The organism is Sphingopyxis sp. H050, from assembly GCF_001468265.1.
Lineage (GTDB): Bacteria > Pseudomonadota > Alphaproteobacteria > Sphingomonadales > Sphingomonadaceae > Sphingopyxis.
Genome location: NZ_LNRZ01000003.1, coordinates 269,118 through 285,268, shown reverse-complemented (window position 1 = coordinate 285,268; position 16,151 = coordinate 269,118). Strand labels below are relative to the sequence as shown.

Sequence of the window (16,151 nt, the reverse complement as noted above, 5' to 3'; positions counted from 1 at the left end):
AACGAATTCATGGCAACCGCACCCGCCCCTGAAAAGAAGGCACCCGCCAAAAAGGCCGCTGCGCCGAAGAAGGCCGCTGCCCCCAAGGCCGCCGCCGGCACCGCGACCGGCCGCGTCGCGCAGGTCATCGGCGCCGTCGTCGACGTCCAGTTCACGGGTGAGCTGCCCGCGATCCTGAACGCGCTCGAAACCGACAACAACGGCAACCGCCTCGTCCTCGAAGTCGCGCAGCACCTCGGCGAAAACACGGTTCGCACGATCGCGATGGACGCGACCGACGGCCTGACCCGCGGCCAGCCGGTGACCGACACCGGCGCGCAGATCTCGGTCCCCGTCGGCCCGCAGACGCTCGGCCGCATCCTCAACGTCATCGGCGATCCGATCGACGAGCGCGGCCCCGTTACGACCGACCTCAAGGCGCCGATCCACGCCAAGGCTCCCGAATTCGTCGACCAGTCGACCGAAGCCGCGATCCTCGTCACCGGCATCAAGGTCATCGACCTGATCGCCCCCTACGCCAAGGGCGGCAAGATCGGCCTGTTCGGCGGTGCCGGCGTCGGCAAGACCGTTCTCATCCAGGAACTGATCAACAACATCGCCAAGGGTCACGGCGGCGTGTCGGTGTTCGCGGGCGTCGGTGAACGCACCCGCGAAGGCAACGACCTGTATCACGAATTCCTCGACGCGGGCGTCATCGCCAAGGACGCCGACGGCAACCCAACCCCCGACGGGTCGAAGGTGGCGCTGGTGTTCGGCCAGATGAACGAACCCCCGGGTGCCCGCGCGCGCGTCGCGCTGTCGGGCCTGACCATGGCCGAATATTTCCGCGACCAGGAAGGGCAGGACGTTCTGTTCTTCGTCGACAACATCTTCCGCTTCACCCAGGCGGGTTCGGAAGTGTCGGCGCTGCTCGGCCGTATTCCCTCGGCCGTGGGTTACCAGCCGACGCTGTCGACCGACATGGGCGCGCTGCAGGAACGCATCACCTCGACCACCAAGGGCTCGATCACCTCGGTGCAGGCGATTTACGTCCCCGCGGACGACTTGACCGACCCCGCTCCCGCCACCTCGTTCGCCCACCTGGACGCGACGACGACGCTCAGCCGCGCGATTTCGGAACTCGGCATCTATCCCGCGGTCGACCCGCTCGACTCGACCTCGCGCGTGCTCACCGCCGCGACCGTCGGCCAGGAGCATTATGAGACCGCCCGCCGCGTTCAGGAAACGCTGCAGAAGTACAAGTCGCTGCAGGACATCATCGCGATTCTCGGCATGGACGAGCTCAGCGAAGAAGATAAGCTGGTCGTCGCCCGCGCGCGCAAGATCCAGCGCTTCCTGTCGCAGCCGTTCCACGTCGCCGAAGTCTTCACCGGCATTCCCGGCAAGTTCGTGCCGATCGAGGAAACGGTGAAGTCGTTCAAGGCCGTCGTCGACGGCGAGTACGACCACCTTCCCGAGGCAGCCTTCTACATGGTCGGCGGCATCGAGGAAGCCGTCGCCAAGGCCGCCAAGCTGGCCGCCGACGCGGCGTAAAAGATTCCCCTCCCGCTTGCGGGAGGGGTTAGGGGAGGGCCTGTCAGGGGACGGGCCGTCCGCTATAAACGAAACAGTCCCTCCCCCGACCCCTCCCGCAAGCGGGAGGGGGGAGATTTGAGAATGGCTCTGAAGTTCGAACTCGTCACCCCCGCCCGCCTCGAGCGGTCGAGCGACGTCTATATGGTCACCGTGCCAGGCAGCGAGGGCGATTTCTCGGTGCTCGAAGGCCACGCGCCGTTCATGGCAACGCTGCGCAACGGCCCGCTGACCATCTATGCCACGAGCGGCGCCGCGCCCGAGACGATCGAGGTCGAAGGCGGCTTCGCCGAAGTCAATGAAGGCGGCCTCACCGTCCTTGCCGAGCATATCGCCGGCTGATCTTTCGCCGTCCACGGCGTCTCAAGAGCCCGCATCCGACCGGATGCGGGCTTTTTTGCGCCCGCTCCGATATCGGCCTCCGCATTAGGAGAATGTCAAAGTTTCCGATTTATTCACCGTATCGAATGGGGGTTTAGCCACGAAAATTGGCTGATTTCCCAACCCGTTTGATTCGAAGCAGGATATTGTGATGAGTGCATTCGGACGCCGTCCCGGAACCGCTGGCCGCCCCGCTTTTGGCGTGGCGAAGCCGATGCAGGGAGGCTCCGGCCTGTCCGGCGGCAGCCAGTTCCCCGCGATCGAAACCCCCGCCCCCGAAACGGCGCCGCCGCCGATCCCGTCGAACCTGACCCCCGAAGAGGAGGCGATGGAGCGGCTGAACCAGCGCTCGACCGCCGACATGGCGGAGCCGGAAAAGGCGCAAGGGTTCGAAGCCAGCGTTCACAAGATCAAGGAGCAGGTGCTGCCGCGCCTGCTCGAGCGTGTCGACCCGGAGGCCGCGGCGACACTGTCGAAGGACGAGCTCACCGAGGAATTCCGTCCGATCATCCTCGAAGTGCTCGCCGAGCTGCGCATCACATTGAACCGCCGCGAGCAGTTCGCGCTGGAAAAGGTGCTCGTCGACGAGCTGCTGGGCTTCGGTCCGCTCGAGGAATTGCTGGCCGATCCCGACATTTCGGACATCATGGTCAACGGCCCGTACCAGACCTATATCGAGCGCAAGGGCCAGCTGGTCATCGCGCCGATCCAATTCCGCGACGAACAGCATCTGTTCCAGATCGCGCAGCGCATCTGCAACCTCGTCGGCCGCCGCGTCGACCAGACCACGCCGCTCGCCGACGCCCGCCTGAAGGACGGCAGCCGCGTCAACGTGATCGTCCCGCCGCTCAGCTTGCGCGGCACCGCGATCTCGATTCGTAAATTCTCGGCCAAGCCGATCACGCTCGACATGCTCCACCAGTGGGGCGCGATGAGCCAGAAGATGTGCACCGCGCTGAAGATCGCGGGCGCCAGCCGCTTCAACATCGTCATCTCGGGCGGTACGGGTTCGGGCAAGACGACGATGCTCAACGCCCTGTCGAAGATGATCGACCCCGGCGAGCGCGTGCTGACGATCGAAGACGCCGCCGAACTTCGCCTGCAGCAGCCGCACTGGCTGCCGCTCGAAACCCGCCCGGCGAACCTCGAGGGCAATGGCGCGATCCACATGGGCGACCTCGTCAAGAACGCGCTGCGCATGCGGCCCGACCGCATCATCATGGGCGAAGTCCGCGGCGCGGAGTGTTTCGACCTCCTCGCCGCGATGAACACGGGTCACGACGGGTCGATGTGCACGCTGCACAGCAACAGCCCGCGCGAATGCCTCGGCCGTATGGAAAACATGGTGCTGATGGGCGACATCAAGATCCCGAAGGAAGCGATCTCGAAGCAGATCGCCGATTCGGTCGACCTGATCGTCCAGATCAAGCGCCTGCGCGACGGTTCGCGCCGCGTCACCAATGTGACCGAGGTGATCGGCATGGAGGGCGACGTCATCGTCACCCAGGAATTGTTCAAGTTCGAATATCTGGACGAGGACAAGGACGGCAAGATCATCGGCGAGTATCGCGCGATGGGCCTGCGCCCCTATACGCTGGAAAAGGCGCGCCAATACGGCTTCGACCAGCCGTATCTCGAGGCCTGCCTGTAATTTCCTGCCCTCTCCGCTTGGAGAGAGGGATGCGCAGGCTCGCCATATTTTTCCCCCGCGGGGGAAGGTTTATTTCCCGGCCAGCCAGAACGCCGTCGCGAACAGCGCGACGGCAGCCGACGCAAGCGCGATCCCGCGCCACGGCATGAATCCAACCTTGTCGACGTCGCGGCGGTTGTTGCGGCGCCAGCTCGCGACCTCGGCCACGCCGAACAGGACCGCGGCACCGATCCCCACCGTCAGCATCGACACTTGCATTGCCGGGCATCCCTTCGCAAACAGGGCTTTCCCCTGGAGAGAGGTGCCCATATGCGTTCCCTGTTACTGGTTGCAAGTGCAGCCGCCCTGATCGCCGTCCCCGCTGCCGCGATGCAGCAGGACCACCACGCAAATCATAAGCCCCACGACCCGATCGCCGCCGCCGTCGCCGCACCGAACCGCACGGCGGCGAACACCCAGCGCGACGCCTATCGCCATCCCGCCGAAACGCTGGCCTTTTTCGGCGTGAAGCCCGGCGATACGGTCGTCGAGCTGTGGCCCGGCGGCGGCTGGTACACCGAAATCCTGGCGCCGCTCAGCAAGGCGGGCGGCGGCACCCTATATGTAGCGGCGCCCTGGGACCGCGGTCTGGTGCGGATCAAGGAAAAGCAGACGGCCGACGCGGCGACCTATGGCGCGCTCAAGCTCGCCGAATTTCCGAGTACCGGCGCCGGCCCCAAGGTCCCCGACGGCAGCGCCGATGTCGTGCTCACCTTTCGCAACGTCCACAATTGGCGCTTCGGCGGCAAGGACAATGCCGCCGAGGCCTTTCGGCAGATCTATGCGATGCTGAAGCCCGGCGGCGTGCTGGGGGTCGAGGAGCATCGGCTGAATGAGAATGACGATCCGGCAAAGGAAGAGAAATCGGGCTATATGAAGGAAAGCTCGATCATCGCCTTTGCCGAAGCCGCCGGTTTCAAGCTCGCGGGCAAGGGCGAGATCAACGCCAATCCCAAGGACACGAAAGATTATGAAAAGGGCGTCTGGACCCTGCCGCCGACCCTGCGCGAGGGCGACCAGGACCGCGAAAAATATCTGGCGATCGGCGAATCGGACCGCATGACGCTGAAATTCGTGAAGCCCGCAAGCTGACCCGGCATTTCGAATCGATCGACCCTGCGCTGCTGCTCAGCGCCTATGCGCAGGGGCTGTTCCCGATGGCCGACGGGGCGGACGACCCGTCGGTCCATTGGGTCGAACCGCGGCTGCGCGCGATTCTGCCGCTCGACGGCTTCCACCTCTCGCGCAGCCTGAAAAAGGTCCTCGTCTCCGACCGCTTCCGCGTCACCACCGACACCGCCTTTCGCGAAATGATGGCGCTCTGCGCCGAGCCCGCGGGCGACCGGCCGACGACTTGGATCAACCCGGTCATCAAGACGAGCTACGAGCAGCTGTTCCAGCTCGGCCACGCGCACAGCGTCGAGGTGTGGCTGGACGGCACGCTCGCCGGGGGGCTCTACGGCGTTTCGCTCGGTCGCGCCTTCTTCGGCGAATCGATGGTCAGCCGCGCGCGCGACGCGTCGAAGGTCGCGCTCGCGCATCTCGTCGCGCGGCTCATCGCGGGCGGTTGGCGGTTGCTCGACTGCCAGTTCATTACGCCGCATCTCGAAAGCCTGGGCGCGATCGAAATCCCGCAGAGCGACTATCTCCGGCGGCTCTATTCGGTGCTGTCGGACGGCGGCGGCGCGGCCTTGGGCGCCGGCGCCGCGGCCGCGGGAGCAGGCGGGGCCGGCGTGCCGTCGCCGCCGTTCGTCGCGGGCGACTGGGGCGCACTGGACGCGTTGGCCGCCGCCGGCGCCGCGGCAGCCTTAGGTGCCGAGCGAACAACGGGTTCGCCGCCCGGATATGTCATCGCACAGCTTTTGACGAAGACGTCGTAGATCGGGTGCTGGATGATGTTGCGTTCGGGCCGTTCCCGGAACAGCCAGCCCGAAAAGACGCGATACCATTTGTCGTCGCGCTGATCCTGCACGGTCAGCTGGACGAAGGCGCCGGTTTCGGGCGGATCCTCCCACGGCGCGGTCGTCTCGCACGCGCGCAGCCGCACGATCGCGCGGCCGACGCGCGCGATGTCGCCGGGCTTCATTTCGAGCTCGCGGACCAGGCCGTTGCGCTTGTTGAGCAACCCGACCACCGCGACGCGCTGATCCATCGGGGTCGCCCCCTCGATGCCGCCGACTTCCTTCGGGACGCGGTCGGACTTCGCCAGCTGCGCGCTCGTCTCGCCAGGCCGCTTGCCGTCCCCGCCACGATCGCACGCGGTGAGCGCGGTCGCCGCGACGAGCGCGAGAAGCGCGCTACGGATGAAGTGCGGCCGCATTCGATTCAGTCGGCGCCGGGACGCCAGGCCTCGTAATCGCCCGTCGCCGCGGCGCGGCGCCCGCCGCGCTCCAGCGCCCCCGCGGGGCGATAGGCGCCAAGGCTGCCGGTCAGGTTCGGGGTGGCTTCCTTTTCCCACGCATGCGGCGCGGGCAGAATCTCGGTCGGCAGTTCGTCGAACGTGCCGTGCAGCCAGCCGTGCCATTCGGGCGGCACCCGGCTCGCATCGTTCGGGCCGTTGTAGATCACCCAGCGGCGGCTGCCCTTCTTGGCGCGGTAATAGCGGTTGCCGAGGCTGTCCTCGCCGACCTTCTCGCCCGTGCTCCAGCTGTTCAGCAACGTGCCGACAGTCGCGCCGTCCCACCAGGTGAAAATCTTGCCCAAAATGCTCATGGCTGCGGCGTTTACAGGCAAGCAGAGCCGTCGCGCAAGCGCCAAAGCGGCATCGCACCGCCCCTTTTTCCGTTCGCCCAGAGCTTGTCGAAGGGCTGTTCTCGTCTTGTCGCCGCCGAAAGCGAGGACGGGCCTTCGACAAGCTCAGGACAAACGGAAAGAAAGACGGCTCAATCTTTCCAAGTCACCGTCGCGCTCTCGTCGATGCCAAGCTCTGCGGCGGTGCCGCCCGCGAGTTCGAGTACCGCTGCGACCTCGCCGCCGCTTGCTACGGGCTCGAGCGATTCGGGGATGGTGTTCTCGGCGATCCGGTCGATGCTGCCGTCGCTGCGGATGAAGATCATGTCGAGCGGGATCAGGGTGTTCTTCATCCAGAAGCTCGCGATCTTGGGCTTCGGAAAAGGAAAGATCATCCCGCCATTCTTCGGCAGGCTGGTGCGAAACATCAGCCCCTGCTGCTGCTCGGCATCGGTGCGCGCGACCTCGACGTCGAAGCGGTGCTGCGTCCCCGCCATCGTCACCGTCACCGGGATCGTCGCCGCGCGCTCCGCTTCGCCGGCATCCTTGCTGCACGCCGCCATCGGCAGGGCGAACGACAGGGCAAGGGCGGTGAGCAACAGACGCATCGGCAGATCCTTCTCTGGTGGCGGCCGAGGCCTAATCGAGCGCCGCCTCGGCGTCCAGCGCCGCCAGCGCCTCGGCGTCGCCTGGCAGCACAGCCAGAATGCGGCGCGCGATCGTCATGCTGTGCCCCGCCCGCAAAAAGGCCGCGACCTGCCGTTCGCGTTCCTTGGGATCGCCGGGCGGGCGCACCGCAAAGGGTCCGAAGCGCCGCCGCCGCGCAAAACCGACCGCCGCGGCCAGCGCCTTGTCCTCGGCCTCGGCCACCGCATCGCCGCTGTCCTCGGGCGCGATTCCATCGACGTAGAGCTGCGCCTTGACCCGCCGCACGCCGAGGCCGCGCCGCGTCATCGCGCCGGCGCGCATCGCGGCATATTGTCTGTCGTCCAGAAAGTGCAGCCGCTCCATCCGATCGGCGATCGCCTCGCACGCCGTCATGGCGTCACGCTCGTCGATCCATTCCGATTCGCGAATTTTCCTAGACAGATAGCGCGAAAGCTTCGCCCTGCTCGTCGCGAATCGCGCGACATAGGCGAGCGCCAGCTCGTCGAGCTTGGCCGCGTTCAGGCGTTTGCGGGACCGGTCGGATGACGCGCGGCGATTGGACATGCGCCATGTTTATGCCACAGTCGGGCCTGATTGAGAACGATCAGCACCGCCATATCGGGCTTTAACGCCCAGAAATGGGCCTTTTTGTTCCAACCTTTGAGGGTCGCGCAAGGCAGACATGGCTGAAAAACATGACATGATTGTTGCCGCGCGCCCCGATTCCCGGGACCCGACACGCCCTATGACCCAAAATACCGCCCCGGTGGTGGACGAACTCGTCCCCACCCCGACCGAATGCGCTCAGCCGCGCCGCTTCTCGGACTTCGCTACCGTCGGCGAAGCGCTCGACTATGCCGCCAGCGGCACCCGCGGGCTCAATTTCCACGATCCGCGCGGAAAGCTGGTGCGCCCCTATCCGTACAGCGAGCTCAAGGCCGACGCGCTGGCGACCGCATATCGCCTGATCGCGGCGGGCGTTCAGCCCGAGGACCGCATCGCGCTGATCGCCGAGACGGGTCCCGAATTCGCCGCGCTGTTCTTCGGCACCATTTACGCGGGCGCCTGGCCGGTGCCGTTGCCGCTGCCGACCAGCTTCGGCGGCCGCGATTCCTACGTCAGCCAGCTTGTCGTCCAGCTGACCAGCAGCGATCCCAAGATGCTGTTTTTCCCCCCCGAAATCGCCGCGATGGCGATCGACGCGGCGAACGAGCGCGGGGTCCAGCCGATGGACTGGAGCGAGTTCGAAAAGCGCGCGGCCCCCGCCGCCGCCCTTCCCGAGCAGAAGACGGACGAGACCTGCTACCTTCAGTACAGCAGCGGCTCGACGCGCTTCCCGCACGGCGTCGCGGTGACACATGGCGCGCTGCTCAACAATCTGGCGGCGCATTCGCATGGCATGGAACTGCGCGAAAGCGACCGCTGCGTGTCGTGGCTGCCCTGGTATCACGACATGGGCCTCGTCGGCTGCCTGCTTTCGCCGGTGGCGAACCAAGTGTCGGTCGATTATCTGAAGACCGAGGATTTCGCCCGCCGCCCGCTCGCATGGCTCGACCTGATCAGCCGCAACCAGGGCACGACGCTCAGCTATTCGCCGACCTTCGGCTATGACATTTGCGCGCGCCGCATCTCCAGCCAGAGCCATGTCGCCGAGCGCTTCGATCTGTCGCGCTGGCGCGTTGCGGGCAATGGCGCCGACATGATCCGCCCCGACGTGATGCAGGCCTTCGTCGACGCCTTCGTCGAGGCGGGTTTCAAGGCCAGCGCCTTCCTGCCGAGCTACGGCCTCGCCGAGGCGACGCTCGCGGTCAGCATCATGCCGCCGGGCGAAGGCATCGTCGTCGAACTGGTCGAGGAAACCGAGCTGTCGGGCGCCGCGAACGATGCCGGCCGGCCGACCCGATACCGCGCGATCGTCAACTGCGGCAAGGCCGCGCGCGATATGACCATCGAGATCCGCGACGAAGCCGGCAATCTGCTCCCCGACCAGACCGTCGGCAAGGTGTGGTGCACCGGCCCGTCGCTGATGACCGGCTATTTCCGCGACCCCGAAGCGACCGCTGCGTGCATGGTCGACGGCTGGCTCGACACCGGAGATATGGGATATTTGTCAGATGGTTACATCTACATCGTCGGCCGCGCCAAGGACATGATCATCATCAACGGCAAGAATCACTGGCCGCAGGATATCGAATGGGCGGTCGAGCAGCTGCCGGGCTTCAAGTCGGGCGACATTGCGGCCTTCGCGATCACCGCGCCCGGCGGCGAGGAGACGCCGGCGGTGCTCGTCCAGTGCCGCACCAGCGACGAGGAAGAGCGCATCGCGCTGCGCGAAAAGATCCGCGACCGCGTCCGCGCGATCACTGGCATGAACTGCCTGATCGAGCTGATCCCGCCGCGCACCCTGCCGCGCACCAGCTCGGGCAAACTCAGCCGCTCGAAAGCGCGCGCGCAATATCTGGCGGGCGAAATCCAGCCGTTCGAACTTGCGGCCTGAGGCTGTTTTCGGGGGCTTGGTTGCCGACTACCGGAAGCGGTCGCACCCAAGCCTCTCCTATTACCGTCCCGCCACGGGACAAATTTTTCCGCGCCGATCAGCCGCATAGTTACCTTCCCGTAACCCGTCGCCGTTAGACCGGGCGATGTGAAAAGTTTGCTGACCGACCAGATAGTTGCCGATCGAGTATCCCTGCGGACCCTTTTGGGGCTGGGGCCGCGAAACGAGGATGTCGGCGATCTCCGCCAGCTTCAGCTCGCGCCGCTTCGCGGCAAGGGAACGCTGCGCCTGTGGATGGGCGTCGGCATGGCGCTTGTCGCCGCCTTGACCATGGTCCACAGCGCGCCCTGGCCGATTATCGGCACCTGGCTCGCGGGAACAATCAGCTTCAGTCTCTTCTCTTACCGCGCCTTCAGCAAATTGCCGCTCGGCGACCCCAAGCTGTCGGGCGCGGCCGAATATCGGCTCTGCAATCGCCATGCCCTCTATTCGTCGGTCGCCTGGTCGATCCCCTTCTGGCTGCTCGGCTTGGGCCCGCCGCTCGATCATGTGCTGTCGATGTGGACGATCTCGCTGCTGATGATGCTGACGCTGGCGATCGTCGCGCACAGCATCCCGATGGCGTGCATCCTGTTCATCGCCCCGGTCAGCCTGTCCGCGGCAAGCGCGCTTGTCATGGCTGGCGCGCCCGAGCTCGCCTCGGTGACGCTCGTCGCCGGCCTGTTGCTCAGCGCCTTTTGCGTCCGCTTCGGGCAGGCGCATATCCGCTTCCGCCGCGCCGAGGAGACGCTGCACGAAAAGACCGAAACGGTCAGCCTGCTGCTCCGCGAATTCGAGGAAACCTCGGCCGACTGGCTGTGGCAGACCGACAACAACCGCCGCCTGCTCCACGTTACGCCGCGCCTCGCCTATGCGCTGGGCGGCACTGCCGAGGCGCTCGAGGGGATCCCGCTGCTCCAGGCGCTGTCGGGCGACGCCTGGGCGACCGGAAATTTCCCCAAGGCGCTGCACGACATGGCCGAGCGGATGAAGCGGCGCGAGAGCTTCTCGAACCTGATCGTCCCCGTGACGATCGGCGGCAAGCCGCGCTGGTGGGAGCTGTCGGCCTCGCCGCGCCTCGACGAGACCGGCAAGTTTCTGGGCTTCCGCGGCGTCGGGTCGGACGTCACCGAGCAGCATGCGACCGCCGAACAGATCGCCAAGATGGCGCGCTTCGACAATCTCACCGGCCTGCCCAACCGCCTGAGCCTGCACGAGGATCTCGCCCGCGCGCTGACGCAGGCGATCGAGGCCAAGTCGCGCTGCGCGATGCTGATGATCGACCTCGACCGCTTCAAGGCGGTCAACGATACGCTCGGCCATCCGGTCGGCGACAAATTGCTCGCGCAGGTTGCGGCGCGCCTGAAGGGCATGATGGAACGCGGCATGACCTGCGGCCGCCTCGGCGGCGACGAATTTGCCGTCGTCCTGCATAACGTCCCCTCGGTGAACGAGGCGGAAGGACTGGCGCAACGGATCATCCAGACGATCAGCCGTCCCTATGTGGTCGACAACCACCAGCTGTTCGTCGGCGCCAGCGTCGGCTTTGCGATCGGCCCGACCGACGGCGCGACGGTCGAGACGCTGACCCGCAACGCCGACCTCGCGCTCTACAAGTCGAAGGACAAGGGCGGGAATGTCGTCGCCGCTTATGTCGCCTCGCTCCACGCGCAGGCCGAGGAACGCCGCGTGATGGAACAGGAGCTGCGCGGCGCGCTCGACCGCGGCGAGTTCGAACTCTACTATCAACCGGTCGTGACCGCCGCCGACGGCACCTTGAACGGCTTCGAGGCGCTGATCCGCTGGAACAACCAGAAGCTCGGCAATGTCTCGCCCGGCCGCTTCATCCCGCTTGCCGAGGACAGCCGCCTCATCTCGCCGATCGGCGAATGGGTGCTGCGCACGGCCTGCCACGAAGCGATGAAATGGCCGTCGAACCTGAAGGTCGCGATCAACGTCTCGGCCGAACAGCTCACCGACCCCGCCTTCGCCTCGGTCGTCGTCTCGGCGCTCGCGCAAAGCGGATTGCCGCCGCAGCGGCTGGAGATCGAAGTCACCGAAAGCGTCTTCCTGCGCGACGGCGGCGGCGCGGCGCAGCTGCTCGACCAGCTCATTGGACTCGGCATCCGCCTCAGCCTCGACGATTTCGGCACCGGTTATTCCTCGCTCGGATACCTCCGCAAGACGCAATTCTCGACGATCAAGGTCGACCGCAGCTTCGTCGTCGGCGCCGCCAAGGGCAGTATCGAATCGATCGCGATCATCCGCGCGGTCGTCGCGCTCGCCGACAGCCTCGGCATGTCGACGACGGCCGAAGGCGCGGAGACCGAGGTCGAGGTCGATACGCTGCGCACCCTCGGCTGCAGCAACATCCAGGGCTATTATTACGGCCGCCCCATGCCCGCGACCGACGTGCTCATGCTCTTCCGCCCGCCCGAACCGGCGGCGACGGTCGCGGCCTGAGTCCCGGCATCTGCCGGTGAGCCGAACCGCCCGCACGACGAGTTGAAAAGCTTACCAAAAGGTTCCCCCGCTCACCGCATCGATGGCGCGATTCACCGCTTCGCGGTTGGTGGAAAAGCCAAGCCATAGCAAAGACGCTGCAACGCCCGAACACGGGCCACAGGGGGTCGCAATCCATGCTCCATCGTCGTTATCTGGCTGCCGTCGTCGCGTCTGTGATGACCATCACCGGTCTGCTCGTCAGCGCTCCGGCCGCCGCCCGCGACTATCTGCAGTGCGTCCCCTTCGCCCGCGCCGAATCGGGCGTCGACATCCGCGGCAATGCCAAGACCTGGTGGTCACAGGCGGCCGGCACCTACGAGCGCGGCGACGAGCCCCGCAAGGGCGCCGTGATGGCCTTCGCCGGCACCGGCGGCATGCCGCTCGGCCATGTCGCCGTCGTCAAGAAGATCGTCAGCGACCGTGAAATCCTGATCGACCATGCCAATTGGTCGCCGATCAACGGCCGCCGCGGCCAGATCGAGCGCAACGTCCGCGTCGTCGACGTCAGCCCGGCGGGCGACTGGAGCATGGTGCGCGTATGGTATGCCCCGATCGGCGACCTCGGCCTGCGCGCCAATCCGGTGCAAGGCTTCATCTACGCCGGCGGCAACGCCAACCCCGATCGTGACGCTTTTGCCCCGCCGGCCTATGCCCAGAGCAGCTGGAAACCCGGCAACGGCCTCGAACTCATCGCCGCTTCGCTCGGCGGCTAACCCTGCCCCCCCCAAACCCTCAAGGGTTACTGACGAGCACTCGAAGCCATCCGGGAGGCCACGCCTTCCGGGTGGCTTCCCCCTTTATGGGACCTCAATCTTCCGACGCCTCGCCGCTTTCGGCAGCGGTATCTTCGAACCAGGCCTCGACCTCGCCCGACAGCTTGATCGTCATCGGCTGGCCGAAGCGATCCTTCGATTTGCCCGCGGCGACGCGGATCCAGCCTTCGGAGATCGAATATTCCTCGACGTCGGTGCGCTCCTTGCCCTTGAAGCGTATGCCGATGCCGCGCTGCAGCACCTCCATGTCGAAATGGGGCGAGCGCGGGTTGGTCGACAGATGGTCGGGGGGCGTGTCGGTCATGCAAAAAATCTCCGGTTTCTGCCCGCAGCCGCTAGGCGAGGCGGCCGCGCAAATCAAGCACCGGGCGCGGTTATAAGCTGGTTTAAGCAAAGGGCGCATGACGTTAAGCGGGGCGCGACCGCAAAGCGCCGCGCCATGCAGATCGTCGCTCTCGACGCACGGTATACCGAAAAAGAGAGTTAATTTCCGGCCGAACTGAAACCGCCCCAAATGGCCTGAAAGGCAGACGTCACGATAGTTGTTACAGAGAGTTAACGGCAATTAACTAACTGATATTACGGAACTTATATTGGGACAAAACAGTTGTTCGCACTGGGACCAGTGCCTTCTCCAAGGAGATGTCTCATGCGTTCGTCTCGTACCACTCTTACCATGCTTGCCATGATCCCGGCGTGCTTCGCGCTCGTCGCCTGCGAATCGTCGGGCAGCTACCGCGTCGGCAGCGTCGGCGCCGGTGGCGCCACCGGGGCGACCGGCCCTGCCGGGCCCGCGGGTGCGACCGGAGCCACCGGTCCGGCCGGTCCTGCGGGCCCCGCTGGCGCGCCCGGCAACGGCGTCGGCCTCGGCAATGCCGGCGCGCTGGCGGTCGGCGGCCTTGTGGGGCCGGGCGGCATCGCCGGCACCGGCCTGCTCGCCAACACCGGCGACCCCGCGAGCACCAATCCCGTGATCGGCGGCGTGCTGATCAAGACCGGCAGCCTGGTCAACGTCGTCGCCGACAAGGGCCTGCTCCTCGCCAGCGCGGTCGATGGCAAGGTGCCCGGCAATGCCAATCTGGTCGGCACCGTCATCGGCGTCGTCAAATCGACCGGCGTCGCGCTGATCCAGACCGGCGAAGGCAAGCAATATCTGGTCGACGGCCTCGCTGCCGCGCCGGGTCAGCTGATCACCGCGACGATCGGCAAGGCGACCGCGCTCGGTTCGCCCGGTGCCTCGCCGCTGATCGGCGCTAGCATCCTCTCGCCCGGTCAGCAAACCGGCTCGCTGCTCACCCTCGGCGTCGGCTCGGGCGGTCAGCTCGTCACGCTCGGCAATGGCGCCAATGGCGGCTTGCTCGGCACCGGCAATCTGCTCGGCGGCGGACTGCACGGCGGCCCCGCCACCACGCCCGTCGGCGCGCCCGTTGCGCTGGTGAACAATGTCGTCGGCACGGCGACCGGCACGCTCGGCAGCGTCACGGGGGGAGTTACCGGCGGCGCGACCGGCGGCGGCACGACGCCGACCAGTCCGGTGACCGGCGTCGTCGGCACCGTGACGGGAACCGTCACCGGCCTGCTTGGCGGGCTCGGCACCCCCAAAGGCGGCCAATAAGCGCCCATGCTGCGCCGGCCGTTGACGCATCAGCGTCGGGTCCGCGCCGCGGCGGTGGCGGGAGCCTTGCTCCTCCCCGCCGCGGCCTGGGCCGCCCAGCCCGCGGCGACGCCGATCGACGGTCGGCCGCCGCTCGCCCCCACCGGCGACAGTCGCGACCCGCTACCCGACCCGCAGGCTCCCCGAATGGAGCTCGGCAAGGTCGAACTCGGCGCGCGTCCCGACATCACCATCACCGAAATCAAGTTCACCGGCGCGGGCGTGCCTGCCAATGTCGCCAAGGCCGCGCAGCGCTTCGTCGGCAAAAAGGCTTCGGCCGACAATCTCGCCAAACTCGCCGCCGCGATGACGCGCGCCTACAGCCGGTCGAGCGTCGCGCTCTTCACCCTCGTCATCCCCGACCAGGATCTGTCCGACGGGGTCGTCGAGGTCGCCTCGGCCGAAGGTTATATCAGCACCGTGACGCTGAGCGGCGAAAGCGACGGCGGCCCGACCCCGCTGATCGCGCGCATGGCGAACGCGCTGCCCGGCCGGAACCCGCTGCCGCGCAGCCGTTTCGAACGCACGCTCGGCAATATCGGCGACATTCCGGGGGCGACCGTCAAGCCCGGACTGTCGCTGACCGGCGCGCCGGGGGCGGTCGCGCTCGACCTTGCAGTCGACGCAAAAAGGCCGACGCTCGGCTTCGGCTTTTCGACGCGGACAACCTCCTATGTGAAGGACGGGATCCTCGAGGCGAATGCCAAGGGCTATAGCCTGCTGCGCAGCGGAGACGAAACGCGGTTGAGCGGCGCAGCGGCGGTCAATTTCAAGTCGCTGCTCTATGTCGCCGGCGCGCATTCGACCCCGATCGGCGCGGACGGAACGCGCGCCGAGCTGTCGGCGGCGGCGCTTCGCACCCGCCCGGCCAACCTCGCGATCGACGGCGACGCGTGGAGCGCCGGCTTCGGCGTCACCCACCCGCTGATCCGCAGCACCCGCCGCAACCTCACCGCTTCGGTCCGGCTCGACCATCTCGATTCGAAGAATGCGCTCTTCGGATCGACGCTGGCCGCCGAAAAAACCTGGACCGCGGGCGGCGGCCTCTCCTTCCGCATGACCGAGGAGCGCACCGTCGTCGGCGCCCGCCTCGGCGTGGCGAAGGGCCTCGACATCTGGGGCGCGGACGTGCCTGTCGGGGTCGGCGAAACCGGCTTCCTCTATGGCGATGCGGCGGTCGAGGCGAACCAGGCGATCGGCAAGGCGATGGTGCTGCGCCTTGCCGCGACCGGCCGCTGGACGCGCGACCGGCTGCCCGCGGCGCAGCGCTTCAGCGTCGGCGGCGCGACCTTCGGGCGTGCGTTCGACGACGGGCTCGTCTCGGGCGACCGCGGCGGCGCGGGCTTTGCCGAGCTGGCGCTGCGGCCGCTGCGCAAGGGCCGCTTCGCGCCCAGCGAACTCTACGGCTTCGTCGACTATGCCGACGTCACGCTGCTGGCGCGCCCGACCAATCCGCGCATCGGCTATCGGCTCGGCAGCTGGGGCGGCGGCATCCGCCTCGCCTATGCCGACCACGCGACGATCGGGCTCGAACTCGCCGACGCCTGGAAACAGCCGGTGCCGGGCTTCGATCAGGGCTGGCGCGTCGCGTTCAGCTGGAAGCTGTCGCTCCGGCCCTGAACCCCGCGGCCCGCGGCGCGCGCCCTATTGCGCTCGGGCCTC

General features: G+C 66.9%; 15 protein-coding genes and 1 pseudogene. 10 read left to right on the top strand and 6 right to left on the bottom strand.

The features are described 5' to 3' along the window. Nucleotides 1-9: 9 nt before the first annotated feature. From atpD to ATE67_RS07510, 3 genes are all read left to right on the top strand, one after another. Nucleotides 10-1,533, top strand: a complete 1,524-nt coding sequence (gene atpD / locus ATE67_RS07520) for a F0F1 ATP synthase subunit beta (RefSeq protein WP_082660261.1) — start codon at nucleotides 10-12, stop codon at nucleotides 1,531-1,533. Nucleotides 1,534-1,656: 123 nt separating this feature from the next. Continuing rightward, entirely contained in the window at nucleotides 1,657-1,914 is a 258-nt protein-coding gene (locus tag ATE67_RS07515; protein ID WP_058816106.1) for an ATP synthase F1 subunit epsilon, read from the top strand. 190 nt (nucleotides 1,915-2,104) lie between these two features. Beyond that, complete coding sequence (locus ATE67_RS07510; RefSeq protein WP_058816105.1) at nucleotides 2,105-3,604, top strand: CpaF family protein; 1,500 nt, start codon at nucleotides 2,105-2,107, stop codon at nucleotides 3,602-3,604. 69 nt (nucleotides 3,605-3,673) lie between these two features. Here ATE67_RS07510 and ATE67_RS07505 read toward each other — a convergent pair whose 3' ends face one another. Next, the gene (locus tag ATE67_RS07505; RefSeq protein WP_156416942.1) at nucleotides 3,674-3,856 is read right to left on the bottom strand and encodes a hypothetical protein; all 183 of its coding nucleotides are present in this window, start codon (nucleotides 3,854-3,856) and stop codon (nucleotides 3,674-3,676) included. A gap of 57 nt (nucleotides 3,857-3,913) precedes the next feature. On the opposite strand from ATE67_RS07505, the gene ATE67_RS07500 reads away from it, so the two are divergent. After that, complete coding sequence (locus tag ATE67_RS07500) at nucleotides 3,914-4,735, top strand: class I SAM-dependent methyltransferase (protein WP_058816103.1); 822 nt, start codon at nucleotides 3,914-3,916, stop codon at nucleotides 4,733-4,735. Continuing rightward, on the top strand, nucleotides 4,732-5,523 hold the full coding sequence (gene aat / locus ATE67_RS07495) for a leucyl/phenylalanyl-tRNA--protein transferase (protein WP_197411907.1): 792 nt from the start codon (nucleotides 4,732-4,734) through the stop codon (nucleotides 5,521-5,523). Before ATE67_RS07500 ends, aat begins: the two co-directional genes overlap by 4 nt. A gap of 35 nt (nucleotides 5,524-5,558) precedes the next feature. On the opposite strand, the pseudogene ATE67_RS21825 reads toward aat, so the two are convergent. From ATE67_RS21825 to ATE67_RS07475, 4 genes and pseudogenes are all read right to left on the bottom strand, one after another. Continuing rightward, a pseudogene (locus ATE67_RS21825) lies at nucleotides 5,559-5,729 on the bottom strand (DUF2155 domain-containing protein); the annotation flags it as partial. A gap of 239 nt (nucleotides 5,730-5,968) precedes the next feature. Then, the gene (locus ATE67_RS07485) at nucleotides 5,969-6,355 is read right to left on the bottom strand and encodes an NADH:ubiquinone oxidoreductase subunit NDUFA12 (RefSeq protein ID WP_058816100.1); all 387 of its coding nucleotides are present in this window, start codon (nucleotides 6,353-6,355) and stop codon (nucleotides 5,969-5,971) included. Between the two features lie 170 nt (nucleotides 6,356-6,525). Next, nucleotides 6,526-6,981, bottom strand: a complete 456-nt coding sequence (locus tag ATE67_RS07480) for a DUF192 domain-containing protein (protein WP_058816099.1) — start codon at nucleotides 6,979-6,981, stop codon at nucleotides 6,526-6,528. A gap of 31 nt (nucleotides 6,982-7,012) precedes the next feature. Next, a complete protein-coding gene (locus tag ATE67_RS07475; protein ID WP_058816098.1) occupies nucleotides 7,013-7,585 on the bottom strand; it encodes a regulatory protein RecX in 573 nt (190 codons plus the stop codon). A gap of 181 nt (nucleotides 7,586-7,766) precedes the next feature. On the opposite strand from ATE67_RS07475, the gene ATE67_RS07470 reads away from it, so the two are divergent. The 3 genes from ATE67_RS07470 (at nucleotide 7,767) to ATE67_RS07460 (ending at nucleotide 12,775) form a co-directional block, all read left to right on the top strand. Next, complete coding sequence (locus ATE67_RS07470) at nucleotides 7,767-9,518, top strand: fatty acyl-AMP ligase (RefSeq protein WP_058816410.1); 1,752 nt, start codon at nucleotides 7,767-7,769, stop codon at nucleotides 9,516-9,518. 147 nt (nucleotides 9,519-9,665) lie between these two features. Beyond that, the gene (locus tag ATE67_RS07465) at nucleotides 9,666-12,020 is read left to right on the top strand and encodes a putative bifunctional diguanylate cyclase/phosphodiesterase (RefSeq protein ID WP_058816097.1); all 2,355 of its coding nucleotides are present in this window, start codon (nucleotides 9,666-9,668) and stop codon (nucleotides 12,018-12,020) included. A gap of 176 nt (nucleotides 12,021-12,196) precedes the next feature. Then, complete coding sequence (locus ATE67_RS07460) at nucleotides 12,197-12,775, top strand: CHAP domain-containing protein (protein WP_058816096.1); 579 nt, start codon at nucleotides 12,197-12,199, stop codon at nucleotides 12,773-12,775. Between the two features lie 94 nt (nucleotides 12,776-12,869). Here ATE67_RS07460 and ATE67_RS07455 read toward each other — a convergent pair whose 3' ends face one another. Beyond that, the gene (locus ATE67_RS07455) at nucleotides 12,870-13,139 is read right to left on the bottom strand and encodes a DUF3297 family protein (RefSeq protein ID WP_058816095.1); all 270 of its coding nucleotides are present in this window, start codon (nucleotides 13,137-13,139) and stop codon (nucleotides 12,870-12,872) included. A gap of 345 nt (nucleotides 13,140-13,484) precedes the next feature. Here ATE67_RS07455 and ATE67_RS07450 point away from each other — a divergent pair, with 345 nt between their 5' ends. Beyond that, nucleotides 13,485-14,450 (top strand): hypothetical protein, encoded by a 966-nt coding sequence (locus tag ATE67_RS07450; RefSeq protein ID WP_156416941.1) that lies wholly within the window; start codon nucleotides 13,485-13,487, stop codon nucleotides 14,448-14,450. Nucleotides 14,451-14,471: 21 nt separating this feature from the next. Then, complete coding sequence (locus ATE67_RS07445) at nucleotides 14,472-16,109, top strand: ShlB/FhaC/HecB family hemolysin secretion/activation protein (protein WP_156416940.1); 1,638 nt, start codon at nucleotides 14,472-14,474, stop codon at nucleotides 16,107-16,109. Nucleotides 16,110-16,151: the final 42 nt, after the last annotated feature.